Raw genomic sequence first — 25,252 nt, 5'->3', positions numbered from 1 at the left:
GAATCCCGGCCAACCAAATGAGAGTTCATCTCATTTGGCTGGCTTGAGGTAGAATTGCCGGGTATTCCTCCCACGACACTCACCGGTATGTCTTCCGCTTTCGGCGCCGAAACGGTGCTTGAGGTCCGTCACTGGACCGATGCCTACTTCAGCTTCACCACCACCCGCGATGCCGGTTTCCGCTTCGAGAACGGGCAGTTCGTGATGATCGGGCTGGAGACCGAGACCCGCCCGCTGTTGCGGGCCTACTCGATCGCCAGCGCCAATTGGGAAGAACATCTGGAGTTCTTCAGCATCAAGGTGCCGGACGGCCCGTTGACCTCGCGCCTGCAGCACATCCAGCCGGGCGACAAGGTGCTGGTCGGCAAGAAGCCCACCGGCACGCTGCTGATCAGCGACCTGCATCCCGGCCGCAACCTGTACCTGCTGGGCACCGGCACCGGCCTGGCGCCGTGGCTGTCGATCATCAAGGACCCGGAAACCTACGAGCGTTTCGACAAGGTGATCCTGACCCAGGGCGTGCGTTTCGTGCAGGATCTGGCCTATCGCGACTACTTCGAACGCGAGCTGCCGCAGCACGAATTCCTTGGCGACCTGCTGCGCGACAAGCTGCTGTACTACCCGGCGGTGACCCGCGAAACCTTCGCCAACCAGGGCCGCCTGACCGAGCTGATGGCCGATGGCCGCATGCAGCAGACCCTGGGCCTGCCGACCCTGGATCCGGCCAACGACCGCTTCATGATCTGCGGCAGCCCGCAGATGCTGGCCGATCTGCGCACCCTGCTGGACGCCCGTGGGTTCCAGACCTCACCGCGCATCGGCACGCCAGGGCATTACGTGTTCGAGCGCGCGTTCGTCGAGAAGTGATGCAACCTGCGTGAGACGTCAGCGCGATGCGGCGTTTACGCAGCCGCGACGCCGGCATGCACTGTCGTAGGAGCGCACCCGGGCGCGATGAAGCGTTCCCGGTAATGCTTCATCGCGCCCAGGTGCGCTCCTACGGTTCAACTAATGCGCGCTCGATGTCCGCGGCCAGGGCCTCCGGCTTGGTGGTTGGCGCATAGCGCTCCAGCACGTGGCCGTCGCGGCCGATCAGGAACTTGGTGAAATTCCACTTGACCGCCTCGGACCCGAGCACGCCGCGTTGTTCGCGCTTGAGCCATTGCCACAGCGGATGCGCGCCGTTGCCGTTGACCTCGATCTTCGACGACAGCGGAAAATCCACTGCGTAATCCAGCGAACAAAACTGGCGGATCTGCGCCGCATCGCCAGGTTCCTGATGCCCGAACTGATCGCACGGAAAGCCGATCACCACCAACCCACGTTCGCGATACCGCTGCCACAGCGCCTGCAAGCCCGCGTACTGCGGGGTAAACCCACATTTGGACGCAACATTGACCACCAGCACCACGCTGCCGACGTAGTCGCGCATCGATTGGGTGCGACCGTCCAGGTCGGTGAATTCAAACGTGGCAAGGTCGCTCATGGCGTGCTCGGATGCGCAGGGAAGCGGCAGCGTAGCGCAGCTGTGGCTGTGCAGCACGGCAGCGGCACGGACGGCTCGGCGCTTCCCTTGCAAGTGCGAAGCACGGCGCCGCGATGGCGGGGCCGTCCACCTGTGTCGGCCTTTCAGAAGATCCGCATCGGCGCCCGAGCAGCCACGCCAGACAGCCCGGCGAGCGAACACAGCCTCCAGCACGTCATCGCCCGACCAGTACAGGTCCGCGCCGCGTTGCGGCGCGTGCATATTGATTGCCGCCCCGGCACCGCGCCCATGCGAGCGCGGTCCGGCAGCGCCAACCAGGCGCCGAGCCTGCGATCACGTCGACTGGCCAGCGCGCTCAACCAGGCCGCGTCCGTCAGTGACTGCGCAATGGCCCTGCCGGCCATGCCTTTTGTCACACGCCTGTCCTGCCCGGCTGGGGTAGCCTCGGCGGTTCGCACTTTGGAGCCATCCTCTTGACCACCCGTCTCGCCTTTGCCCTGGCCGCTTCCCTGGGACTTGCCATGCCCTCCTACAGCATCGCCGTCCCCGCCACCACGCAGGCCGCCACCCAGGCCAACCCCTTCTTTGCCGACAGCACGCTGCCGCTGCATTACCCGCAGTTCGACAAGATCACCGACAGCGACTTCGCCCCCGCCTTCGATGCCGGCATGGCCGAGCAACTGAAGGAAGTGGACAAGATCGCCAACCAGAAGGCCAAGCCGAGCTTCGACAACACCATCGTCGCGCTGGAAAAGAGCGGCGCCACGCTGGATCGCGCCACCACGGTGTTCTTCAACCTGGTCGGTGCCGACACCAACGACGCACGCAAGAAGTTGCAGGCCGATTATTCGGCGAAGTTCGCTGCGCACCGCGATGCGATTTCGCTCAACGGCAAGCTGTTCGCACGCATCCAGAGCCTGTACGACCAACGCGCCAAGCTGGGCCTGGACGCGCAAGGCGTGCGCCTGGTCGAGAAGTACTACAGCGATTTCGTGCGCGATGGCGCCAAGCTGTCGGACGCGGACAAGACCACGCTCAAGGCGATGAACGCCGAGCTGGCCAACCTGGGCACCACCTTCAGCCAGAACGTGCTTGCCGAGGTGAATGCCGCTGCGGTGGTCGTCGATGACGTCAAGCAGCTCGACGGGCTGTCCGAGGAGCAGATTGCCGCTGCCGCCGAAGCCGCCAAGGCGCGCAAGCTCGACGGCAAGTATGTGATCGCCCTGCTCAACACGACCGGCCAGCCACCGCTGACCCAGTTGAAGAACCGCGAGCTGCGCAAGAGGATCTACGACGCCTCGGTGTCGCGCGGCAGCCATGGCGGCCAGTACGACAACACCGCGCTGGTGTCGCGCATCATGAAGCTGCGCGCCGACAAGGCCAAGCTGCTCGGCTTCCCCACCTATGCCGCCTACTCGCTGGAAAACCAGACCGCCAAGACGCCCGAAGCGGTCAACGCGATGCTCGGCAAGCTGGCACCGGCCGCAGTGGCCAACGCCAAGCGCGAAGCCGCCGATCTGCAGGCGATGATCGACAAGGAACAAAAGGCCGCGCGCAAGCCCACGTTCAAACTGGAAGCCTGGGATTGGGCCTACTACAGCGAGAAGGTACGCCAGGCCAAGTACAACTTTGACGAGTCGCAGCTCAAGCCGTATTTCGAGCTGAAGAACGTGCTGGAAAACGGCGTGTTCTATGCGGCCAACCAGGAATACGGCCTGACCTTCAAGCAGCGCACCGACCTGCCCACCTACCGCGACGACATCACCGTCTATGACGTATTCGATGCCGACGGCAAGCAGCTGGCGATCTTCATTGCCGACATGTATGCGCGCGAATCCAAGCGTGGTGGCGCCTGGATGAACTCCTACGTGTCGCAGTCCGAGCTGACCGGGTTCAAGCCGGTGGTGGCCAACCACCTCAACATTCCCAAGCCGCCAGCCGGCCAGCCGACCCTTCTGACCTGGGATGAGGTGACCACCATGTTCCATGAGTTCGGGCATGCGCTGCACGGCATGTTCTCCGACGTCAAATACCCGTATTTCTCCGGCACCAGCGTGCCGCGTGACTTCGTCGAGTTTCCCTCGCAGGTCAACGAGATGTGGGCCGACGAGCCGTCGATCCTGAAGAACTACGCCAAGCATTATCAGAACGGCACGCCGATGCCGCAGGCGCTGCTGGACAAGGTGATCGCCGCGTCCAAGTTCAACCAGGGCTTTGCCACCACCGAGTATCTGGGTGCGGCGATGCTGGACCAGAACTGGCATCAGGTCAGCGCCAACCAGGTGCCGGACGCCGCCGGCGTGATGGCGTTCGAGGCCAAGGCACTGCAGCAGGACGGTATCGCCTATCCGCCGGTGCCGCCGCGCTACAAGACCCCGTATTTCAGCCACATAATGGGCGGCTATGCGGCGGGCTATTACGCCTACATCTGGTCGGAAGTGCTCGATGCCAACACCCAGCAGTGGTTCAAGCAGCACGGCGGGTTGAGCCGCGCCAACGGCGATCGCTTCCGCAAGACCCTGCTCTCGCGCGGCGGCAGCGTGGATGCGATGGAGCTGTTCCAGAACTTTGCCGGCCATGCACCGCAGATCGAGCCGCTGCTCGAAAAGCGTGGCCTGAGCGCGCAAGGCGGCGATGGCGCCACCCCGGAAGCGCCGCAGTCCAAGCCGTAATGGCCGCTGCATAGGCAACGACGCCGCCCGGAGCGATCCGGGCGGCGTTGTCGTTTCTGGCGATGTCGGGTGCGAACGCGACGCTGCCTGATCAGAGCTCGACTGCGTCCACTCCATCGAGCAACTTCTTCAACAGCTTTTCCAGGCGTACCTGTTCGGGTTCGCTCATGCCTGCGGTTTCTGCATGCAACAACGTACATGCGTCGGGCAGCAGACTTTCGATCAGGGCCAGGCCTGCCGGCTGCAGGGTCAGCACGATCTTGCGTCGATCGTCCGGGCTGTTGCCGCGCGCGATCAATCCCTTCTCGCACAGCTGGTCGGTCAGGCGCGTGATGTTGGCAGGCTTTTCGCTGGCCGCCTCGGCCACTTCGGTCGGCGTGATCGCCTGCTCCGGCGTGCCGTACAACATCATCAGGATCTCGTACTCCGGCGGACTGATCCCATAGGGCTTGAGCCGCACGCAACTCTGCGTGTGCAGGCGCTTGTAGAGATGCTTGATCAACCTCACCAGGACAGCCGGCTCCCGCGGAAAGGCTGGATAGCGCGCGCAGGTGTGGTCCACGCGGTTCGCGGTTTGATCGAAACTGCTCATATCACCCGTTTGATTACATTACTGAATGGCCAGGCCATTCAATCACATCGGTTGCAGGGCAACGGCTCAGTGAGCGAAAAGATGTGCATATTCCGGCGCGACCCACGGCAAGAGTGTGGATGCAGCCACCTCGGCCGTTTGTGTGCCATCCGAATAAGGGCCGACCTGATACGGCGGAAACACGAAGCGCACTGCAGCGATCTGCCCGGTGGCATTCAACACCGGCACGAACTGCGCGAAGTTGTCCACCTGCGCGGCAGTGCCCTCGGCAATCATGCGATCGGCAGAGGCCACCTGCTCGGCCTGTTCTTCCACCGGTACACGATCGGCTTCCACGCGCTGGGTTGCGGCGGCATGCAGCTGCGCGGCGACGTCGCGGCCGATCTTTTCCCAGCCCGCCGGATCGGGAACCATGGCCTGCGCCGTCAATTGCCTGCGCTCCTTGACCAACCACACAAAGCGGGCCACCAAGGGGTCGCCATGTGCGCCGCCGGTGTAGCGGCTGCCATCGGCGGAGACGACGATCAGATCGGCCGTCTGCACGAGCGTTTCGAAAGCCAGCGACAACTCGTAAGGCGCTGCAGGCTTGTCGTTACCCAAGCCGGACACCGCCTCCATCAACTCGCCGCGGGCGGCATTTGCATAGTTGCGGATCAGTGCGGTCAGTTCCGGATACGCATCCAGCCCACGCGGGTAGCTGATGCCCACCATGTAGGCAGGCGTTTGTTCGATCACATCTTCCAGCGGGCCGCTCTGCACCAGCAAAGGCTCCTGCGCGGGCGTTGCGCTCGCGGCCGCATCGGCCGCCGGTTCGGCGGGTTCGGGCGTGGCGGGTTCGCGCTGGGTACAACCCGCCAACAGCGCCAGCAACAGCAGGCCCCGTACACCATTTACTGCAAGCAACCGCCCCATTCCCACCTGCTCCCCTGATCTAACCATCCGCTGCCGGCACTCAGGCCAGCAGATCCTGAAATTGTTGGTGTCGGCGGACATACGCTGCGGCGTAGCTGCAAGCCGGCACCACCGTCAGCCCGTCTTCGCGCGCGAAGTTCAAAGCGGCCTCGACCAGCGCGGCGGCAATGCCTCGCCCTGCGATCGCGTCCGGGACCAACGTGTGCGTAATGGTCATGCGCGTGCCGTCGCGGTCATAGATCAGCTCGGCACGTTGTCCATCGGTGTCTACAACGAAGTGCTGCTGACCCGGTTCGTGTACGGCGTGCACTGTCGCTGCCTCCATCGTGGTCTGCGCCTGGCAGTAAGTGTTTGCCCAGTGTGACCAGCGCGACGCCGCGCCTGCGTGAAAATGAATCCACGCTGTGACCGCCCGCGCGGCCTGGCAAACCTGTTCTCAAGTTCGCTCAGGCAACGCCGATAGCTGACTCGAAGGCGCTCGCTGCAACCGGTCTCCGGCATGGCCAGCTCCCTCTTACCTACGAGGAGTCACCGCATGCACAACGATTCGGCCGGACACACCGCAGACAGCGACAGCTCGTTGCTCGAGGGCCTGTTCCAGTTCGCCATCACCGGCGACACCCATAACCCCGATTTCGCCCAGCTCAACGATACCGTCTACCAGCGCCTGCAGCAGGCCTATGGCGCGACCTCGGGTGCAGCGATCGGTAGCACCACCGATCAGGAACGCAACGCGGCCTAAAGGCCAGCGTCGCTGCATCTGCCGGGGCTGGCGACGCCATCGTGCCGGCCCTGGCGCAGTCCGCGGGATCCGCCGATTGGCACCGCTGAAACGTGCGTGGCCACCGCTGCCTGGCGGACGCCTCGCTGCCGCCGCCGGACACTCAGCCAAAGCGCGGATTGGACAGCTGTTCCAGAAAGACCTGCCACACACGCGGCTCCATGATCAGCATGAACATCACCCCGAACGCCGCGCCGGCCAGGTGCGCGCTGTGGTTGATGCGGTCGCCGCCGCGGCGGTCCATCCACAGGCTGTAGCCCACATAGAACACCGCATAGATGATCGCCGGTGCCGGAATGAACAGCACCAGGATGATCGTCCACGGCTGCAGCAGGATGAAGGCGAACAACACCGCCGACACCGCACCGGACGCACCCAGACTCAAATAGTTGGGGTTGTGCTGGTTCTTCAGGTAGCTGGGCAGGATCGACACCACCAACGCGGCCAGATAGAACAGCGGATAGGTCAGCACGCTGCCGGTCAGCTGTGTCATCACGTTCTCGATCACCCGGCCGAAAAAGAACAGCGTGATCATGTTGAAGACCAGGTGGCCCAGGTCGGCATGAATGAAACCGTAGGTCACCAGCCGGTCGTACTGCCGGTTCTTGTCCAGCGCCGGCGGCCACAGGATCAGCCGGTCGGCCAGCTTGCGGTTGTTGAACGCCATCCACGAGACTATGCCGGTGATGGCGATCAGGATCAGGGTAATCATGCAGACCTCAGGCAGAACGGTAATTGTCGACCATGCGATAACGGCGCGCGTACAGGCCGAAGGCCAGCGCCGCCAGAAACGCAAACGCCGCGAAGAAGAACATCAGAAATGCCGCCTCGCTCAGCCCAGTATCGGCGATCCGCGAGGTCACCGTCGCGTTGCGCACCGCCACGTTCGATAGCAGCACCCACAGGTTGCCGACGGTGGTGGTGAGATACCAGAAACTCATCACAACGCCCTTCATTGATGCCGGTGCCTGGCTGTAGGCGAACTCGATGCCGGTGGCCGACACCAGCACCTCGCCGAAGGTGAGCAAGGCATAGGGCAGGATCTGCCAGGCGATGTGCATCGGCTCGCCGCCGTCCATGACCACCTGGATCGCCCCGACCGCAATCCACGCCACGCCACTGAAGGCAATGCCGCTGGTCATGCGACGCAACGGCGTCGGCTCCCAGCCGCCACGGCGCAGCAGCGGGTACAGCACCAGGTTGTTGAAGGGAATCAGCAGCATCACCAGCAACGGATTGAGCGCCTGCATCTGCGAGGCGGTGAACCAGGCCGGCATGGTCATTTCGCGCCCCTGCAGCACCCAGGTGGACGCCTTCTGGTCGAACAGGGAAAAGAACGGCGTCACCAGCGCGAAGATCACCAGCACGCGCAGCAAGGCACGCACACCTTCCACGGCCGCGTCCGGATGCGTACCGCGTGCACGCTCCAGCTGCCACCAGGTACCGCCGCCGATGCCGGCCAGCAGCAGCACCAGCGCCATGCACAGGCAGATCACGATGCCCAGCGGCGCCACCAGCGCCAGGCAGGCCAGTGCAGCCACCACCGAGAGGACGGCCAGCACCAGGCCGGGCCGCCCCTGCCCCGGCGCGCGTGCCAGCAACGCCGTCCGCACCACCGCACCGAACCCGTGCGGATCTTTCGGCGGCAGCGGCACCCGCACGTAGCGGCTGCGACCCAGCCAGAACACCAGCGTGGCCACGAACATCAGGATGCCGGGGATGCCGAACGCCCAGGACGGACCCAGATTTTTCAAGGCCAACGGAATCAGCAGCGAGGCGAACAGCGAGCCGAAATTGATGATCCAGTAAAAGGCGTCGAACACCACCTTGGCCAGGTGCTTGTTGGACTGGTCGAACTGGTCGCCCATGAACGAGGCCACCAGCGGCTTGATGCCGCCCGCGCCCAGCGCGATCAAGCCCAGCCCGACAAAGAACCCGCTGCGGCTGCCTTCGAACGCCGCAAGACAGGCATGCCCGGCGCAGTACACCAGGCTGAACCACAGGATGGTGTTGTATTTGCCGAAGAAGCGATCGGCCAGCCAGCCCCCCAGCAGCGGGAAGAAATACACCCCGATCATGAAGCTGTGCAGGATTTGCTTGGCTTCGGCCTCGCGGCCCGGCGCGCCAACCTCCTGCAGCAGCAGTGAGGTGATCAGGAACTGCACCAGGATGTTGCGCATCCCGTAGAAGCTGAAACGCTCGCAGGCTTCGTTGCCGATGATGAAAGGAATCTGGCGCGGCAGGCGCGCACCGGCGGTAGGGCCCGGCAAGGTGGAGGTGGTCAAAGGCGGTCCGGTCGAGCGGTAGACAGGCGCTATCGTACCGGCGCCAGGACGTCGCCGGCCATGGTCCTGCCGTGCGCACCGCACCGCACGGCCAAGGCGCAGGGCACCGGTGCGTTCGATGCCATCAAACGCCTGTGCATTGCGCATGGAGGCGCAGCGAAAAGCAGCGCCGACCGGGCGCTCGCGCTCGCTGCTGGCCGCTGCCCATGCCGCAGTGCAGATTGGCCTGCCCGCTCGGCTCGGCTACATTGCAAACGTTTTCCTGGAACACTGGACTGCTGGATGCCCCGCTTCACCCGCCTGGCCCTGAGCCTGTTGCTGCTGACTTCCCCCCCTGCCGCGCTTGCCGCCACACCACTGACCACGCAGGCCGAGCGCAGCGGGTTCGTGCAGACCGGTCGCTATGACGAAGTCATCGCGCTGTGCGATGCCTTCGCGCAGCGCTACCCGCAGGCGGTGCGCTGCGAGGAGTTCGGCACCACGCCGGAAGGCCGGCCGATGAAGGCCTTGGTCGTCTCCACCAGTGGCGCGCTCGACGCGCAGTCGGCCGCGCAGCGCAAGCTGCCGGTGGTGTTGATCCAGGGCGGTATCCACGCCGGCGAGATCGATGGCAAGGACGCGGGCTTCCTGGCATTGCGCGAATTGCTCGACGGCAAGGCCGGCAAAGGCGTGCTCGACAAACTGGTGTGGGTATTCGTGCCGGTGTTCAACGTCGATGGTCATGAGCGCTTTGGCGCCTGGAACCGGCCCAACCAGCGCGGCCCCGAGCAGATGGGCTGGCGCACCACCGCACAGAACCTCAACCTCAACCGCGATTACGTCAAGGCCGACGCACCCGAGATGCAGGCCATGCTGCGCCTGGTGCAGCAGTGGGACCCGCTGATGTATGTGGACCTGCACGTCACCGATGGCGCCAAGTTCGAGCACGACGTGTCGGTGCAGGTGGAGCCGGTGCATGCCGGCGATGCGACCTTGCAGCGCGACGGCACGCGCTGGCGCGACGCGGTACTGGCGGATCTGAAAAAACAGGGCTCGCTGCCGCTGCCCTACTACCCGTCCTTCATACACGAGGACGACCCTGCCTCCGGTTTTGCCGACGATGTCTCGCCGCCACGCTTCTCGCACGGGTATTTCCTGCTGCGCAACCGCTTCGGCATGCTGGTGGAAACGCATTCGTGGAAGGACTACCCCACACGCGTGCGGGTGACCCGCAATGCCATCGTGTCGGTGCTGCAGCAGACTGCACGCAATGGCACGCAGTGGCGCGCCGATGCACTGGCTGCCGACCAACGCGCCATGCAGCTGGCTGGCACATCCGAGCCGTTGAGCTTTGCCGCCGGCCCGCAGGCGCGCACGGTCGCGTTTCGCGGCTATGCATACACACGCACGCCGTCGCCGATTTCCGGCGCGTTGATGACGCACTACGACGAGCGCACACCGCACATCTGGAAAGTGCCGCTGCGCGACCAGATCAAGCCTGATGTGGTGGTGGATGCGCCGCGCGGCGGCTATCTGGTGCCGGCCGCGCAAGCCGTCCTGGTGGGCGAAAAACTGCGCCTGCACGGCATCGACTTCCAGACCATCGGCAGTGCGGCCAAGCGTCCGGTGCAAACCTTCCGCGCCGACAAGGCCAGCTTTGCCGCGCGCTCGAATGAAGGTCACCAGGCGCTCGACATCGTTGGGCAATGGCGCGATGAAAGCCGCGATGTGCCGGCTGGCTCGCTGTTCGTGCCGATCGCTCAACCCAAGGCGCGCCTGGTGATGGCGATGCTGGAACCGCAGGCGCCGGACTCGCTGCTGCAGTGGGGCTTTTTCAACACCGCGTTCGAGCGCAAGGAATACATGGAAGCCTATGTCGCCGAAGAGGTGGCGCGCGACATGCTCGCCAACGATGCCGCATTGAAGGCGCAATTCGAACAGCGCATCGCCAGCGACCCCGACTTTGCCAAGGACCCGCAGGCACGGCTGGAATTCTTCGCCAAGCGCCATTCTTCGTGGGATGAGCGCTATCAGCTTTACCCGGTCCTGCGCACCGCGCAGACCGGCTTCTAACCGCCACGCCGATTCCGGCAGGCGGCAGCGCGGCATAGCCGCGTCCACCCGATTCGGGCACTTCGGTGCCCACAAGTTCGTTACGACCCAGCCCTACAAGGACACCCCGTGCTACACCTCGATATGAAAACGTTTACACACCGCCAGAACCGCCCGCGCCCCCTGGTCCTGGCGGTAGTCATGGGCCTGGGCATCGCCCTGGCTGCACCGCTGGTTGTCGCACAAGGCGCGCCGTCGTCGCAGCCGTGGATGGACACCGCATTGACGGCGGACCAGCGCGCAGATCGCCTGCTGGCGCAGATGACCGACGACGAAAAATTCCAGATGCTGCGCAGCTATTTCGGCCTGGGCACCGACAAGATCCCCAAGCCTGAAGGTGCGCTGGGCTCGGCCGGTTACGTGCCTGGCGTTCCGCGCCTGGGCATCCCCGCGCAGCAGCTGGCCGATGCAGGCGTGGGCGTGACCAACCCGGGGGGTATCCGCAAGGGCGACTTCGCCACCGCCATGCCATCGGGCCCGTCCACTGCATCGAGCTGGAACCCGCAGTTGGCGTACGCCGGCGGCAAGACCATGGGCCGCGAATCCTGGCAGCAGGGCTTCAACGTGTTGCTGGCCGGCAGCGTCAATCTGCAGCGCGACCCGCGTAACGGGCGCAATTTCGAATATGCCGGCGAAGATCCGTTGCTGGCCGGCACCATGGTCGGCGAGTCGATCCGCGGCGTGCAGAGCGAACATGTGTTGTCGACGATGAAGCACTACGCGCTCAACGACATGGAGACGCGGCGCAACTTCCACAGCGCCGACATCGGCGAGCAGGCGATGCACGAATCGGATCTGCTGGCCTTCGAGATCGCATTGAAGGTCGGCGACCCGGCCTCGGTGATGTGTTCGTACAACAAGATCAACGGCATCTACGGCTGCGAGCACGATTACCTGCTCAACCAGGTGCTCAAGCAGGAATGGAAATACCCCGGTTACGTAATGTCCGACTGGGGCGGCGTGCACAGCGGCTCCAAGGCGGCCTTGGCCGGGCTGGATCAGCAATCGGCCGGCGAAGTGTTCGACGCGGCGGTGTTCTTCGACGCGCCGTTGCGCATGGCGGTGTCGGCCGGCGTGGTGCCGCGTGCGCGCTTCGACGACATGGTCAAGCGCGTGTTGCGCAGCCTGTTCGCGCATGGCGCCTTCGATCACCCGACCCAGCGCCAGCCGATCGACGGCAAGGCCGGTCTCTTGGCTGCGCAGCATGTAGCCGAAGAAGGCAGCGTACTGCTGCGTAACGAGCAGGCCACCTTGCCGCTGTCCAGGGACGTGCGCCGCATTGCCGTGATCGGCGGCTACGCCGACAAGGGCGTGATGTCCGGCGGCGGCTCCTCGCGCGTGGACTACACCATCAACGGCGGCAACGCGGTACCGGGCATTACGCCGACCACCTGGCCCGGCCCGGTGATCATCCACCCGTCTTCGCCGTTGCAGGCGCTGCGCGCCGCATTGCCGAATGCGCAGATCGATTACGTGGACGGCAAGGACCGTGCAGCGGCCGCACGTGCGGCCAAGGCCGCCGATGTGGCGATCGTGTTCGCCACCCAGTGGGCCGCCGAATCGGTGGATCTGCCGGACATGCGCCTGCCCGACAACCAGGACGCCTTGATCGAAGCGGTGGCCAAGGCCAACCCCAAGACCACCGTGGTGCTGGAAACCAACGGGCCGGTGCGCATGCCGTGGGCCGAGCGCGTGCCGGCGGTGCTGCAGGCGTGGTACCCGGGCATCGGTGGCGGCGAAGCGATCGCCAACCTGCTGACCGGTGCGGTGAACCCGTCCGGCCACCTGCCGGTGACCTGGCCGGTGGTCGAGTCGCAGCTGCCGCGCCCCTCGATTCCGGGCCTGGGCTTCAAGCCGGCCAAGCCGGGCGAAGACAGCATCGACTACGCCATCGAAGGCGCCAATGTTGGCTACAAGTGGTTTGCCGCGCGCAAGCTCACCCCGCGCTACCCGTTCGGCCACGGGCTGTCGTACACCCAGTTCCGCATGGGCGGGCTGCGCGTGGACGCCAACGGCAGCCAGCTCACCGCCAGCTTCGAGGTGGAAAACATCGGCCAGCGTGAAGGTGCCGCGGTGCCGCAGCTCTACGTCACTCTGCCCGACGGCCACGCCACCCCGCTGCGGCTGATCGGCTGGCAGAAGCTCACGCTCAAGCCAGGCCACAAGCGCCGCGTGCAGGTGGTGGCCGAGCCGAAGACGTTGGCCGACTTCGATGCCAAGGCACGTCACTGGACGATTGCGGCGGGCACCTACCGCGTGCAACTGGCGCGCTCGGCGAGCGAACCGGTGCAGAGCGTGGAGGTCGCCCTGGAGGCCACCCAGTTGCCGTGAGCGGCCCGCGGCGGACGCGTGCTGCGCGCATCCGCCGCCCGCCGCCGCCCTGGTCACGCGCATCGCAAGCGACGCTAAAATTTTGCAAAAGATGCGTTGACAGCCACGCGCGTAGCTTGCACAATTCGCCCCCTGAGTCGCCCAGGTGGCGGAATTGGTAGACGCACTAGCTTCAGGTGCTAGCGGGGGCAACTTCGTGGAGGTTCGAGTCCTCTCCTGGGCACCACGACTCACGGTAGATCGTAAAAAACCTCGCTTCGGCGGGGTTTTTTGCGTTTGGGCAATGTCTTGGACAATAGCCTATCGACATTGGTGAGCGTGCCGATCAGCAGCGAAGCAGGAATGCGACAACAGCGACGCACCGCCGAACCGGGCAATCGAGCTGCTATCACGCCCACAAGTCGGATCATTGTTTCCCAGGGGGCGCGGACATGTTCTTGATGCGCTGCCTGATGGCGCGTGAACGGGCGAGATCTCCGTTTGCTTCATACGCCTCGGCAAGACTGTCCAGCGCATTGCTGGACGCCGGGAATAGCAGCACGTTGAGCGCGAATATACGAATCGCCGCATCTGCGCCGAGATTGGACAGAACGGTGTAGCCCGTCGTGTTGACCACCGCCTCGAGCTGGTCTACGGGAATGCTGTTGTCGGCACGTAGGGCAGCGGCAAACACCTGCATGTCGTGATCGACTGGCGACTGCAGCGCAAAGGCGATGAGTTTCTCCGACACGGCTTCGGCGGGAAACGTCTGTGGCGCGATGCTGGCCATCAGGCTGTCGACCAACACCCGGGACCACACACCACGCGCGCTGCCGTTGGTCAGGTAAACGATGGTGTAGCTATCGCCATCCAGGGCGTCGGCGTACAGCAGCCGCACCCTCACCCGTGCGCCGCCATCATGACCGACGTACCGATAGGCACCACTTGCGCCCACCTCCCAGCCGCCGGCAAACCAGCCGCGCTGTCCATTGGGCAGTAACTGCGGTTGCCAAATCTGTTGCAGGGTTGGCTTGCCGACTAACTTTCCACCTCGCATCGCTTCGATGAAGGTCGCCAGATCGTCGATGCTGGAGTACAGCTCGGCATGCCCGAACGCGTAGTCGGGCCAGGCAATTTCCGGCTCATCTTGCAGCTTTCCCTCTTTGCCAACATAGGCCCTGACGACGCCATCTACCGGCAATCGGGAGCGCCCGAGAAGAGTGTGCGATAACGCCAACGGCGCGGTGATCCGCTCGGACACGATCTGCGGATACGGTTTGCGGTAATGGATCTGCAGCAGTTGCGAAAGCAGCAGATAGTTGGTGTTGGTATAGCGGGTGTTGCTGCCCGGCGAAAACAGCAGTGATTGGTTGCCCAGCGCAGCGAGAACCGCCTGCAGATTTTCCGGGAACGAGGCATTGGCTCCAGGCGAGCCGCTCACCTGCGCCTCGGTGAAGTACTCAGGCAGGCCGGAGGTGTGATCAAGTATCTGCCGCACCGTGATCTTGCTCCAGCGCCGTGGCAGATCTGGCAGGTAGACGCGAGCGGGTCGGTCCAGGTCGATCTGCCCGGCTTCGACCAACTGCATGATCAGGGTACTCACCAACAGCTTGCTCACCGAAAACGCAGGAAATATCTGCTCAGGTGTCACCGGCTGCCGGCTGTCAAGATCGGCCTGCCCATCGGCGCCGCGAAACAGCAGCTTGCCGTTGTGGGCGACATAGACGGCCTGCCCCACGATGCCATAGCGTTGCCGATTGAGCTGTATCTGCTGCGCCACTCGGTCGGCCAATGCATCGGCCGAAGCAAGGAATGGAAACAACAGCGCAAGACACAGCACGATCTGCGTGAGACGCCACATGGCTGGAACTGGATATCGCAACTGGCGCCGGCGCTGGACGTCATGCAGACGCCCGTCACCGTGAGACCTCGCGAACCGGCCTTCGCGCCTGGCCCCATCCATGGGAGCAGAAGACTGAGAAAAACCCGTCGTGCAAGGCGTCGCTGCCATTGAACTTCTCCCGCTTGGAGAGCGTCAGTCTATGCGAGTCCCAGGCAAATCGTTGCCCCTACGCATGTACGACAGGCGCACCGCGGTCCTTGGCATGACCAGACCTAGTCAGCCGCGCTCAATGCCCGCCAGCCGCCGCCGCGCCACCGGCGCCCGCACCAAATGGCGGCTTGGCCAGCCACAGGAAGAAGATGATCGCCAGGAAGGTCCAGCCCAGCAGGTAGAAGATGTCGTTGAAGCCCATCTGCGAGGCCTGGTGGTTGATCATGTTGTTGAGCGAGGCCGCGCCGCGCTGCAGGTCGCCCTGCCCCATTGCGGTGACCTGCTCCTGCATGCCCGGCGTGTAGACCGAGATGTGTTCGGTGATGTGCGCGTGGTGCACCTGAGTGCGGCGTGCCCACAGATAGGTGGTCAACGATGCGGCAAAGCTGCCGCCCAGCGTGCGCAGAAAGGTCGCCAGGCCGGAGCCTGCAGCAATCTCGCGCCCATCTAGATCCGACAGCAGGATCTGCAGCACCGGCATGAAGAACAACGCGACACCCACGCCCATCACCAGCTGAATGGTCGCGACGTGGCCGAAGTCCACCTGCAGGTTGAAGTTGGAGCGGAAGAAGCTGGTGAACGACATGAAGACGAAGGCGGTGGTGGCGAGCATGCGCAGGTCGAAACGCAGCGCGTACTTGCCCACGAACGGCGTCATCAATACCGGCAGGATGCCGATCGGCGCGGTCGCCAGGCCGGCCCAGATCGCGGTGTAGCCCATGTCGCGTTGCAGCCATTGCGGGATCAGCAGGCTGACACTGAAGAACGCCGCATACGCCACCACCATGGCCAGCGTGCCGGCGCGGAAGTTGCGATGCCGGAACAGCTTGAGGTCGACGATGGGGTCCTTGTCGGTGAGTTCCCAGATCACGAACACCACCAGCGCCACCGCAGCGACGCAGGCCAGCACCACGATCTTGTCGGACGAGAACCAGTCTTCGTCATTGCCCAGATCCAGCACCAGCTGCAGCGCGCCCACGCCGACCACCAGCAGGATCAGGCCGATGTAGTCCATGCGCGGCTTTTCGAGTTGCTCGGGGCGATTGCGCAACTGCGAGCCCACGATACTGCTGGCGATGATGCCCAGCGGCACGTTGATCAGGAAGATCCATTCCCAGCTGTAGTTGTCGGTGATCCAGCCGCCCAGGATCGGGCCGGCGATCGGCGCCACCACGGTGATCATGGCCAGCAAGGCGAGCGCCTGCCCGCGTTTTTCGCGTGGGTAGATCGACACCAGCAGGCTCTGGGTGATCGGGTACATCGGCCCGGCCACGAAGCCCTGCAGCGCACGCGACACCACCAGCATGCCCATGCTCTGCGCCAGGCCGCACAGCAGCGAGGCAATGGTGAAGGCCAGCGTGGACCACACGAACAATTTGGTCTCGCCAAACCGACGGCTCAGCCAGCCGGTGAGCGGCAAGGCGATCGCGGTGCTGACCGCGAACGAGGTGATGACCCAGGTGGCCTGCTGCGAACTGGCGCCGAGATTGCCGGCGATGGTCGGCAGCGACACGTTGGCGATGGTGGTGTCCAGCACCTGCATGAACGAGGCCATGGCCAAGCCCACGGTGCACAGCGCCACGCTGGCCGGGCGAAAGCCGGCGGCGGGGGCCGGCGCCGCCGGGCCGCCGGGCGCGGTGGGAGCTTGCGAAGACATGGTGGCTCAGCCCGCCTTGGTGGCAGCCTGCGACGGCAGGTTGTCCTGGATGATGCGATGGATGTCGGCGTCGGCAGCCTGCAACTGCTGGGCATACACGTCGGTGGAGAACACCGCGCCGGTCGCAGGCTTGGTCGGCAGCACGCTGCCCTGCTGGTCGTGCAGATTGACCTCGACCTTCATCGACAGGCCGATGCGCAATGGATTACCCGCCAACTGCTTGCTGTCCACCGCAATGCGCACCGGCACGCGCTGCACGATCTTGATCCAGTTGCCGCTAGCGTTCTGCGCCGGCAACAGCGAGAACGCGCTGCCGGTGCCCAGGCCCAGGCTTTCGATGCGGCCGGTGTAATCCACGCCACCGCCGTACAGATCCGAGTGCAGCTCCACTTCCTGGCCCAGGCGCATGTGCTTGAGCTGGGTTTCCTTGAAGTTGGCTTCCACCCACACCTGCTCCAGCGGCACCACCGCCATCAGCACGCTGCCGGGCTGCACGCGCTGGCCAACCTGCGCCGAACGCCGCGCGACATAACCGGACACCGGTGCCACCACGCCGGTACGTGCGTGATTGAGATAGGCCTGGCGCACCTGCGCGGCGGCGGTCTGCACGTCCGGCTGGCTGGCCAGGTCGCTGTCGTCCACCAGCGCACGATTACGCTCGAAGCTCTCGCGCGAACCGCTCACCGCAGCCTCGGCAGCCGCCAGTTCTTCGCGGGCATGCGCCAGTTCTTCGTTGGAGATGGCACCGCTGGCGGCCAGATTCCTGCGGCGGGCAAAGTCGGCACGGGCACTGCGCAGCGTCACTTCGCGCGCGGACACTTCGGCCTGCGCACCTTCCACGCTGCGGTACAGACCGCGCACCTGGCGCACGGTCTTGGCCAGGTTGGCTTCGGCCTGCTGCAGTGCCACGGCGGTGTCGGCCGGGTCCAGCTGCACCAGCAACTGGCCGCGCTCCACGCGCATGCCGTCTTCGGCGCCGATGCTGACCACGGTGCCGCCCACCATCGGGGTGATCTGCACCTGGTTGCCCTGCACGTAGGCGTCGTCGGTGTCTTCGTGCCAACGGCCGACCAGGAAGTACCACGCCACCAGACCGATGATCGCCACGATCACCAGAATGGCCACGATGCGCAGCGCCGCACGGCGCTTGCTGGGCGCAGCCGGCGCGGGTTGGGAAGAAGTTGGAGTGCTCTGGCTCATCGTCGCTGTCTCAGGAATTCGGTTGTGCGGAAGTGGTCGCGGTGCGTGTGGTGTCGCGTGCGGGCTCCGGCGTGAATCCGCCGCCCAGCGCACGCTGCAACCTCACCGAGGCCAGGAGTTGTTGCGACTGCAGCCCGGCCATGCGCTGGCGTGCGACGAGCAACTGCTCCTGCACGCTGAGCACTTCCAGATAGCTGCCGATGCCGGCGCGGTAACGCTGCTGCGCCAGCCCGAACGCGGCGTCGACCGTCTGCACGGCCTCGTCCTGCGCCTGCGTGCGTTGCTGCAGCGAGCGCACCGCAGTGACCTGGTCGGCCACTTCGCGCAGCGCGGCAATCACCTTCTGGTTGTAATCGGCCACGGCCAGGTCGTACTGCGCATCGCTGCCGGCCAGATTGGCGCGCAGCTTGCCGCCGTCGAAGATCGGCAGGCTCAATGCCGGCGCCACCAATCCGAACACCGAGCCGCTTTCCAGCAGCTTGCCGATATCCGGATTGACCGCCCCACCGAGCGCGGTGAGGTTGAGGCTGGGATAGAAGCGCGTCTTGGCCACCGCGATGTCCTTGTCGGCGGCCTCCACACGCCAGCGCGCGGCCACCACGTCCGGGCGACGGCCCAGCAGATCGGCCGGCAGGTTGCTCGGCAGCTGCATGGCGATCGATGCGGCGATGGCAGGCCGTGCGATGTCCAGCCCGCGATCCGGGCCCTGCCCGACCAACGCGGCCAGCGCAGTGCGCGCCTCGTCGATCTGCTGCTGCGCGGCCTGCACCTGCTGCTGCGCAGCCGGCACGCGCGCCTGCGCCTGACGCACCTGCAGCTCGCTATCGATGCCGGCACCGCGGCGTTGCTGCGTCAGCTCCAGGGTCTTCTGCGCGCGGCCCAGCTCATCGTTGGCCACATCGTGCAGGCTCCACGCATAGGCCAGTTGCGCATAGCCTTCGGCGATCGCCGCCGACAGGTTCAGCCGCGCCGCCTGCGCATCCACCTCGGCCGCATGTGCCTGGTCCACCGCTGCTTCCCAGGCGCTGCGCTTGCCGCCCCACAGATCCACGCCATAACGGAAATCCAGCACCACCTGCGCGCTGCCGCCGTAACTGCCGCCCAGTTCCTCGCCGACCATCGATTCGGGCAGCTGCAACCCGGTATAGCCGCCGGACACCGACAGGCTGGGGCCACGGTCGGCCTGGGCCGAGCCGATGCGCGCCTGCGCCTGCCGCAGCCGCGCATCGGCTGCGGCAAGGCTGGGGCTGTGCTGCAGGCCTTCGGCAATCAGCGCATCCAGCTGTGCATCGCCCAGCGCACGCCACCAGTCGCTGGCCGGCCATGCAGCGGGACTCAGCCCGGCCTGCGTCAGGGTGCGCTCGGCATGCACGTCGCCGGGCTGCAGCACGGTGCCTTGCGGCGCCAGGCCACGGCTGCTGGCACAGGCAGCCAGCGCCAGGCTCAGCGCGGTGAGAACGAGCGGCCGCGCCAGGCGCATCGAGCGCGGGCGCAGCGTCTGGAGAAGGGAACTAGCAGCGTTCATGAGTTGAGTGCATCGCGGACACGGATGAGAAGAGAGGTGAGTTGCTCGCGCTCGGGCGCCGACAGGTCGCGCAGGCCGTGTTCGATGGCACGCTCGCCACGCGCGCGCAGCCGCTCCCACAGCGCCAGGCCCTGGTCGGTCATGACGATCTGCAGCGCGCGGCGGTCCTGCGCATGCGGCTCGCGCCGCACCGCGCCGAGCGCTTCGAGCTTGTCGAGCAGGCGGGTGACCGCGCTCGGGGTCTGGTCCAGGGCCCGCGCCAACTCGTTGGCCGTGCAGGGCGAACGCACTGCCAGGACCTTCAGCCCCACGTAGTGGCTGAAGCCGAAGTCGGGCAGCTCGCCCTTCATCTCGGCGTCAAGTTGGCGCATCAGCGCGTCGCGCACCTGGCGCAACAGCAGGCCGAACGACGGCGAGGCGGTGGGAGGTAGGTCCATGCCAGATATTTTGTTCCGAAAAATATATTTGTCAACGCAAATATCTTATGCGGTATTAAACTGCGCGCAAGGATCGCCACGATACGCGCCGCGATTGCTGGCCCGGTAATACAATTGCGCCAATGACTATCGAAAACCCGCCAACCACGATCGATGCATTGCCGCCCGGCATCCGGGCCAGTTTCGAGTGGGCACACGGGCCGGTGCTGATCGCGTTCCTGGCCGACCTGCGTGCGGTGTGGGCGCCGGAAACCGCCTGGCATTCCCACGTGCGCGGCCAGCTGATGTTTGTCGAACAGGGCGTGCTCACCGTGCACACCGAACAGGGCACGCTGTCGCTGCCACCCGGCTGCGCCGGCTGGATGCCGCCCGGCCGGCAGCACACTGTGGAGCTGGCCGGGCCGATGCGCGGCTGGGGCGTGGTGGTGAGGCCCGATGCCTGCCATGCCCTGCCCGCGCAGGGCGGCGTGATCCGCCTGACCGGGCTGGCACGCGAAGCGATCATGCGTGCCGCCAGCTGGCCGCTGGATCAGCCGCTGGACGCTGCCCAGCAACGGCTGGCCGCGGTGCTGCTGGACGAACTGTGCCAGGTGCAGATCGACCACCTGCACCTGCCCATGCCGGCCGACCGTCGGCTGCTGCGCATCGCCCGCCAGCTGCTCGACACCCCGGCCGATCCGCGCCCGCTCGAAGCCTGGGCCGACTGGGGCGGGCTATCGCCGCGCAGCTTGAGCCGGCATTTCCGTGCCGAGACCGGGCTGAGTTTTGCGCAATGGCGGCAGCAGGCGCGGCTGGCCGAAGGCCTGCGCCGGCTCAGCCAGGGCAGCCCGGTGGCGCAGGTGGCCGACCAGCTCGGCTACAGCAGTCCAAGCGCCTTCGTCAGTGTGTTCCACCGCCATTTCGGCGCCCCGCCCACCCGTTATCTGGCCGCCGGCCATGCGCGCGGCTTGGCATCCCCCGCCGCATCCGGATAATCGGCGCTCTTCGAGTCCGCGCCCTGGTGCGGGTTCCTCTTTCGCAGGACCTGGCTTTACATGACCGATCTGACCCGCCCTACCTTCCACGGCTTCGAACAGCTGCCGCTGCGCGAGTACGCCGAACGCGCCTATCTCGACTATTCGATGTACGTGGTGCTCGACCGCGCCCTGCCATTCCTCGGCGATGGCCTGAAGCCGGTGCAGCGGCGCATCATCTTCGCCATGAGCGAGCTGGGCCTGAACGCCGCCGCCAAGCCGAAGAAATCCGCGCGCACCGTGGGCGATGTGATCGGTAAGTACCACCCGCATGGCGACAGTGCCTGCTATGAGGCACTGGTGCTGATGGCCCAGCCGTTCTCGTACCGTTACCCGCTGATCGAAGGCCAGGGCAACTTCGGCTCGACCGACGACCCCAAGTCGTTCGCGGCGATGCGCTATACCGAATCCAAGCTGACCCCGATCGCCGAGGTGCTGCTGGGCGAAATCAGCCAGGGCACCACCGATTGGGCAGCCAACTTCGACGGCACCCTGGAAGAACCCACCTGGCTGCCGGCCCGCCTGCCGCACCTGCTGCTCAATGGCACCACCGGCATCGCCGTCGGCATGGCCACCGATGTGCCGCCGCACAACCTCAACGAGATCGTGAGCGCGCTGCTGCGCCTGCTCGACGACCCCGATGCCACGGTCGCCGACTTGTGCGAGCACGTGCTGGGCCCGGACTACCCGACCACCGCCGAGATCATCACCCCGGCTGCGGACCTGCGGAACATCTACGAGACCGGCCACGGCAGCGTGCGCGCACGTGCCACCTACAAGAAAGAACACGCCAACATCGTCATCGACGCGCTGCCGTACCAGGTGTCGCCGTCCAAGGTGATCGAGCAGATCGCCCAGCAGATGCGCGCCAAGAAGCTGCCATGGCTGGAGGACATCCGCGACGAATCCGACCACACCAGTCCGGTGCGGGTGGTGCTGGTGCCGCGCTCCAATCGCGTGGATGCCGAGCAGCTGATGGGCCACCTGTTCGTCACCACCGACCTGGAACGCAGCTACCGCGTCAACCTCAACGTGATCGGCCTGGATGGCCGTCCGCAGGTCAAGAACCTCAAGCACCTGCTGAGCGAATGGCTGACCTTCCGCAGCGACACGGTCACACGCCGCCTCAACCATCGCCTGCAAAAGGTCGAGCGCCGTCTGCACCTGTTGGAAGGCCTGTTGATCGCCTTCCTCAACCTGGACGAAGTGATCCGCATCGTCCGCAGCGAAGACGAACCCAAGCCGGTGCTGATCGCGCGCTTCGCGCTGAGCGAGGAACAGGCCGAATACATCCTGGAAACCAAGCTGCGCCAGCTGGCGCGCCTGGAAGAAATGAAGATCCGCGGCGAGCAGGAAGCCCTCGCCAAGGAACGCGCGCAGATCATGGCCATCCTGGACAGCAAGCCCAAGCTGAAGAAGCTGATCAAGGACGAGCTCACCGCCGACGCCAAGAAGTTCGGCGATCCGCGCCGTTCGCCGCTGGTGCAGCGCGGCGCCGCGCAGGCCATCGACGAAACCGAGATGGTCGCCAGCGAACCGATGACCGTGGTGCTGTCGGAAAAGGGCTGGGTGCGCGCCGCCAAGGGCCACGAGGTCGATCCGGCCGGCATGTCGTATCGCGAAGGCGATGGCCTGCGGGCGGCAGTGCGCAGCCGCAGCACCCACCAGGTGGCGTTCCTGGATTCCGACGGCCGCGCCTATTCCACCGCCGTGCACACCCTGCCCTCCGCGCGTGGCAATGGCGAACCGCTGACCGGGCGCTTCTCGCCGGCCTCCGGCGCCGCGTTCCAGGTCATGGCCAGTGCGGACAACGCCACCCGCTTCGTGCTGGCGTCCTCGCACGGCTACGGTTTCGTCACCCGTTTCGAAAACCTCACCGGCCGCAACAAGGCCGGCAAGGCGATGCTCAACCTCACCGCCGGCTCGCACGTGCTGACGCCGGCGCAGGTGAGCGACCCGCAGACCGACCGGATTGTCGCGGTGACCAGCGCCGGCAACCTGCTGGCGGTGCCGGCGACCGAGGTGCCCGAGCTGGACAAGGGCAAGGGCAACAAGATCATCGAGATCCCCAAGGCCAAGCTCGGCACCGAGCGTGTGGTGGCGGTGGTGGCGGTCGCTCCGGGCAATACCCTGCTGGTGCGCAGCGGCGCCCGCACCATGAGCCTGTCGTTCAGGGATCTGGACACGTATGTGGGTGCGCGCGCGAGCCGTGGGTCGTTGTTGCCGCGTGGGTGGCAGAAAGTGGATGGGCTGGAAGTGCAGTAACGGTTGTTCACCCATCCGGCGCGCAGCGGCGCGACTGGGACTGCGGTCGCCTCAGGCGATCGAGGCGCGGTTGGACGTGCAGTAACGCGGCTTCGCCATATGCCTGCGCGGCGGTGCGAGCGGCGCCGCCGCGTTGGCTGATCGAGCTGCGTCAGCTGTAGTGCCAACGCTGTAATCGACATATCAATCGAGCGGCGCGCGCTGCGCATGCCGCGCAAGGACACGACGTTTCCATGGACACAGACTTCTGGTTGCAACGCTGGCAGCACGGACAGATCGGCTTCCACCAGCAGGAAGTCATGCCCTTGCTGCGCAAGCACTGGCCCGCGCTGCAGGTGCCCACCGACACCCGCGTGCTGGTGCCGCTATGCGGCAAGACGATGGACATGCACTGGCTGGCCGCACAAGGCCATCGGGTGCTGGGCGTGGAGTTGTCGCCACTGGCAGTGATGCAGTTTTTCGACGAAGCCGGCCTGCAACCGCAGCGTCGCATCAGCGCTGCCGGCGAGCATTTCGTCGCCGGTCCCATCGAAATCATTTGTGGCGATGCATTTGCCCTGGAGGCGAGCCTGCTCGCCGACTGCGGGGCGGTGTACGACCGCGCAGCGCTGGTCGCGTTACCGGAGGACCTACGTCAACGCTATCTGGATACGACGTACGCGCGCCTGCCGGCAGACTGCCGCGGCCTGCTGATCACGCTGGAGTATCCGCAAGCCGAGAAAGCCGGCCCGCCGTTTTCGGTGGACGCCGCGCAGGTACACGCGTTGCTGGACACCAACTGGCAGGTGGAAGTGCTGGAACGGCGCGACATCCTCGATCAGGAGCCGCGCTTTCGCGCCGATAGCGTCACCGCACTGTCCACCGTCGTCTATCGCCTGCAACGCGGCTGATGGCGGCCGGCCAGGCACACGCCTGGCCGCATCACACGCTGGCTGCTGCGCGCGGCCTTGCACCGCGCGTTCCTGCAGCCGTGGCCATCAACCGGCCACAGGGCCCTTGTCGATCTTCGAGGTCTGGTACAACTCCAGGCCGATCCGCTTGATCAGGCCGAGCTGCTGCTCCAGCCACCAGGCATGGTCTTCTTCGGTGTCCTGCAGCTGCTTGAGCAGCACGTCGCGGCTGACATAGTCGCCGTGCGCTTCGCACAGCTTCATGCCGGCAGCCAATGCTGCGCGCACTTCGTATTCGACGACCAGATCGCGCTCGAGCATTTCCACCACCGTCTTGCCCGGCGCAAACTCGGCCGGTCGCATGTCCGGGTCGCCTTCCAGGAACAGGATGCGCCGCAGCAACGCATCGGCGTGCTCGGTTTCCTCTTCCATTTCATGATTGATGCGCTCGTACAGCGCCATCAGGCCCTGATCCTCGTAGCGGCGCGAGTGCAGGAAATACTGGTCGCGTGCCGCCAGTTCGCCGCGTAGCAGCTGTTTGAGGTATTCGACGACTTCGGGATGGCCTTTCATGCTGTGCTCCAGTGACGCAATGCGCGCATGGTGCCCTAAGCCGGCGGGCAATGATCTAATCGGAATCACTTTCAGTTGCGCTTGCGGCCAGACCCATCGCGGTCATGCGCCGCAGGCACACTCGACAGTGGCGACCAGATGGACGGTGCATGCCGCGATGCGGGTGCGGCCGGCCTGCGGAGCGGTGATCCCCGCGCCGCGCAGTCCGCCGCCACCGCATCGCGGCCTGTCAGCAATCCACACTCAGGGACATGAAAATGCGCAAATGGTTGGGCCGGCTGACACTGGCAATCGTGGTGCTGGCCCTGGCAGCCGGCGTGGTCCTGTATCTGCTGCTGCGCGGCAGCCTGCCACAGCTGGATGGCGGCACCGCTCTGGCCGGGCTGCGCGCGCCAGTGCGCGTCCAGCGCGACCGGAACGGCGTGGTCACGCTGGATGCGGCCAGCCAGATCGATGCGATGCGCGCACTCGGCTACGTGCATGCTCAGGAGCGCTATTTCGAGATGGACC

At 65.5% G+C, this 25,252-nt stretch carries 21 protein-coding genes and 1 tRNA gene; 10 read left to right on the top strand and 12 right to left on the bottom strand.

The window, feature by feature from the left end:
• Positions 1-87: 87 nt before the first annotated feature.
• Positions 88-867, top strand: coding sequence for a ferredoxin--NADP reductase (locus tag OZ10_RS03655; RefSeq protein ID WP_039414483.1), 780 nt, complete (start codon positions 88-90; stop codon positions 865-867).
• Positions 868-997: 130 nt separating this feature from the next.
• On the opposite strand, the gene OZ10_RS03650 is transcribed toward OZ10_RS03655, so the two are convergent.
• Positions 998-1,486, bottom strand: coding sequence for a glutathione peroxidase (locus OZ10_RS03650; protein WP_039414480.1), 489 nt, complete (start codon positions 1,484-1,486; stop codon positions 998-1,000).
• A gap of 473 nt (positions 1,487-1,959) precedes the next feature.
• Between OZ10_RS03650 and OZ10_RS03645 the strand changes: the two genes are divergently transcribed.
• Positions 1,960-4,158: a M3 family metallopeptidase gene (locus tag OZ10_RS03645; RefSeq protein WP_039414477.1), complete on the top strand. Its 2,199-nt coding sequence runs from the start codon at positions 1,960-1,962 to the stop codon at positions 4,156-4,158.
• A gap of 91 nt (positions 4,159-4,249) precedes the next feature.
• On the opposite strand, the gene OZ10_RS03640 is transcribed toward OZ10_RS03645, so the two are convergent.
• The 3 genes from OZ10_RS03640 to OZ10_RS03630 all read right to left on the bottom strand — a co-directional run bounded on the left by OZ10_RS03640 (position 4,250) and on the right by OZ10_RS03630 (position 5,987).
• Positions 4,250-4,750, bottom strand: a complete 501-nt coding sequence (locus OZ10_RS03640; protein WP_039414474.1) for a MarR family winged helix-turn-helix transcriptional regulator — start codon at positions 4,748-4,750, stop codon at positions 4,250-4,252.
• 66 nt (positions 4,751-4,816) lie between these two features.
• Positions 4,817-5,662 (bottom strand): DUF3298 and DUF4163 domain-containing protein, encoded by an 846-nt coding sequence (locus tag OZ10_RS03635; protein WP_039414470.1) that lies wholly within the window; start codon positions 5,660-5,662, stop codon positions 4,817-4,819.
• 40 nt (positions 5,663-5,702) lie between these two features.
• The gene (locus OZ10_RS03630) at positions 5,703-5,987 is read right to left on the bottom strand and encodes a GNAT family N-acetyltransferase (protein ID WP_039414467.1); all 285 of its coding nucleotides are present in this window, start codon (positions 5,985-5,987) and stop codon (positions 5,703-5,705) included.
• 210 nt (positions 5,988-6,197) lie between these two features.
• Here OZ10_RS03630 and OZ10_RS03625 point away from each other — a divergent pair, with 210 nt between their 5' ends.
• A complete protein-coding gene (locus tag OZ10_RS03625) occupies positions 6,198-6,404 on the top strand; it encodes a hypothetical protein (RefSeq protein WP_039414464.1) in 207 nt (68 codons plus the stop codon).
• A gap of 142 nt (positions 6,405-6,546) precedes the next feature.
• On the opposite strand, the gene OZ10_RS03620 is transcribed toward OZ10_RS03625, so the two are convergent.
• Both OZ10_RS03620 and OZ10_RS03615 read right to left on the bottom strand, forming a co-directional pair.
• Entirely contained in the window at positions 6,547-7,155 is a 609-nt protein-coding gene (locus OZ10_RS03620; protein WP_039414461.1) for a rhomboid family intramembrane serine protease, read from the bottom strand.
• 7 nt (positions 7,156-7,162) lie between these two features.
• Entirely contained in the window at positions 7,163-8,728 is a 1,566-nt protein-coding gene (locus OZ10_RS03615) for a POT-type proton-dependent oligopeptide transporter (protein WP_039414485.1), read from the bottom strand.
• Between the two features lie 282 nt (positions 8,729-9,010).
• On the opposite strand from OZ10_RS03615, the gene OZ10_RS03610 reads away from it, so the two are divergent.
• The 3 genes from OZ10_RS03610 to OZ10_RS03600 all read left to right on the top strand — a co-directional run bounded on the left by OZ10_RS03610 (position 9,011) and on the right by OZ10_RS03600 (position 13,376).
• Positions 9,011-10,780 carry a M14 family metallopeptidase gene (locus OZ10_RS03610; RefSeq protein WP_039414458.1) on the top strand — a complete coding sequence of 590 codons (1,770 nt, stop codon included), beginning with the start codon at positions 9,011-9,013 and terminating at the stop codon, positions 10,778-10,780.
• Positions 10,781-10,960: 180 nt separating this feature from the next.
• Positions 10,961-13,150 (top strand): beta-glucosidase family protein, encoded by a 2,190-nt coding sequence (locus OZ10_RS03605; protein ID WP_039414455.1) that lies wholly within the window; start codon positions 10,961-10,963, stop codon positions 13,148-13,150.
• A 139-nt stretch (positions 13,151-13,289) separates the two neighbouring features.
• Positions 13,290-13,376 (top strand) — tRNA-Leu (locus tag OZ10_RS03600).
• A 180-nt stretch (positions 13,377-13,556) separates the two neighbouring features.
• Here OZ10_RS03600 and OZ10_RS20525 read toward each other — a convergent pair.
• The 5 genes from OZ10_RS20525 to OZ10_RS03575 all read right to left on the bottom strand — a co-directional run bounded on the left by OZ10_RS20525 (position 13,557) and on the right by OZ10_RS03575 (position 20,001).
• Positions 13,557-14,990 carry a serine hydrolase domain-containing protein gene (locus OZ10_RS20525; protein WP_039410296.1) on the bottom strand — a complete coding sequence of 478 codons (1,434 nt, stop codon included), beginning with the start codon at positions 14,988-14,990 and terminating at the stop codon, positions 13,557-13,559.
• Between the two features lie 268 nt (positions 14,991-15,258).
• Entirely contained in the window at positions 15,259-16,839 is a 1,581-nt protein-coding gene (locus tag OZ10_RS03590) for a DHA2 family efflux MFS transporter permease subunit (RefSeq protein ID WP_039410298.1), read from the bottom strand.
• A gap of 6 nt (positions 16,840-16,845) precedes the next feature.
• On the bottom strand, positions 16,846-18,039 hold the full coding sequence (locus OZ10_RS03585; protein ID WP_039410301.1) for an HlyD/EmrA/EmrK family protein: 1,194 nt from the start codon (positions 18,037-18,039) through the stop codon (positions 16,846-16,848).
• Between the two features lie 10 nt (positions 18,040-18,049).
• The gene (locus OZ10_RS03580) at positions 18,050-19,564 is read right to left on the bottom strand and encodes an AdeC/AdeK/OprM family multidrug efflux complex outer membrane factor (RefSeq protein WP_039410304.1); all 1,515 of its coding nucleotides are present in this window, start codon (positions 19,562-19,564) and stop codon (positions 18,050-18,052) included.
• Complete coding sequence (locus OZ10_RS03575; RefSeq protein WP_039563975.1) at positions 19,561-20,001, bottom strand: MarR family winged helix-turn-helix transcriptional regulator; 441 nt, start codon at positions 19,999-20,001, stop codon at positions 19,561-19,563. Before OZ10_RS03575 ends, OZ10_RS03580 begins: the two co-directional genes overlap by 4 nt.
• 122 nt (positions 20,002-20,123) lie before the next feature.
• Here OZ10_RS03575 and OZ10_RS03570 point away from each other — a divergent pair, with 122 nt between their 5' ends.
• The 3 genes from OZ10_RS03570 (at position 20,124) to OZ10_RS03560 (ending at position 24,169) form a co-directional block, all read left to right on the top strand.
• A complete protein-coding gene (locus OZ10_RS03570) occupies positions 20,124-20,975 on the top strand; it encodes an AraC family transcriptional regulator (RefSeq protein WP_039563972.1) in 852 nt (283 codons plus the stop codon).
• A gap of 60 nt (positions 20,976-21,035) precedes the next feature.
• Positions 21,036-23,279, top strand: coding sequence for a DNA topoisomerase IV subunit A (gene parC, locus OZ10_RS03565; protein WP_039410313.1), 2,244 nt, complete (start codon positions 21,036-21,038; stop codon positions 23,277-23,279).
• Positions 23,280-23,512: 233 nt separating this feature from the next.
• Positions 23,513-24,169, top strand: a complete 657-nt coding sequence (locus OZ10_RS03560; protein ID WP_039563971.1) for a thiopurine S-methyltransferase — start codon at positions 23,513-23,515, stop codon at positions 24,167-24,169.
• An 87-nt stretch (positions 24,170-24,256) separates the two neighbouring features.
• On the opposite strand, the gene bfr is transcribed toward OZ10_RS03560, so the two are convergent.
• Positions 24,257-24,742 (bottom strand): bacterioferritin, encoded by a 486-nt coding sequence (gene bfr / locus OZ10_RS03555; protein WP_068835680.1) that lies wholly within the window; start codon positions 24,740-24,742, stop codon positions 24,257-24,259.
• Positions 24,743-24,999: 257 nt separating this feature from the next.
• Here bfr and OZ10_RS03550 point away from each other — a divergent pair.
• The coding region (locus OZ10_RS03550) for a penicillin acylase family protein (protein WP_202902979.1) at positions 25,000-25,252 on the top strand (253 nt) is incomplete at its 3' end.

Origin of the sequence: Xanthomonas cannabis pv. cannabis (assembly GCF_000802365.1) — a bacterium.
GTDB lineage: Bacteria > Pseudomonadota > Gammaproteobacteria > Xanthomonadales > Xanthomonadaceae > Xanthomonas > Xanthomonas cannabis.
This window is presented reverse-complemented; position numbering and strand designations above follow the sequence as displayed.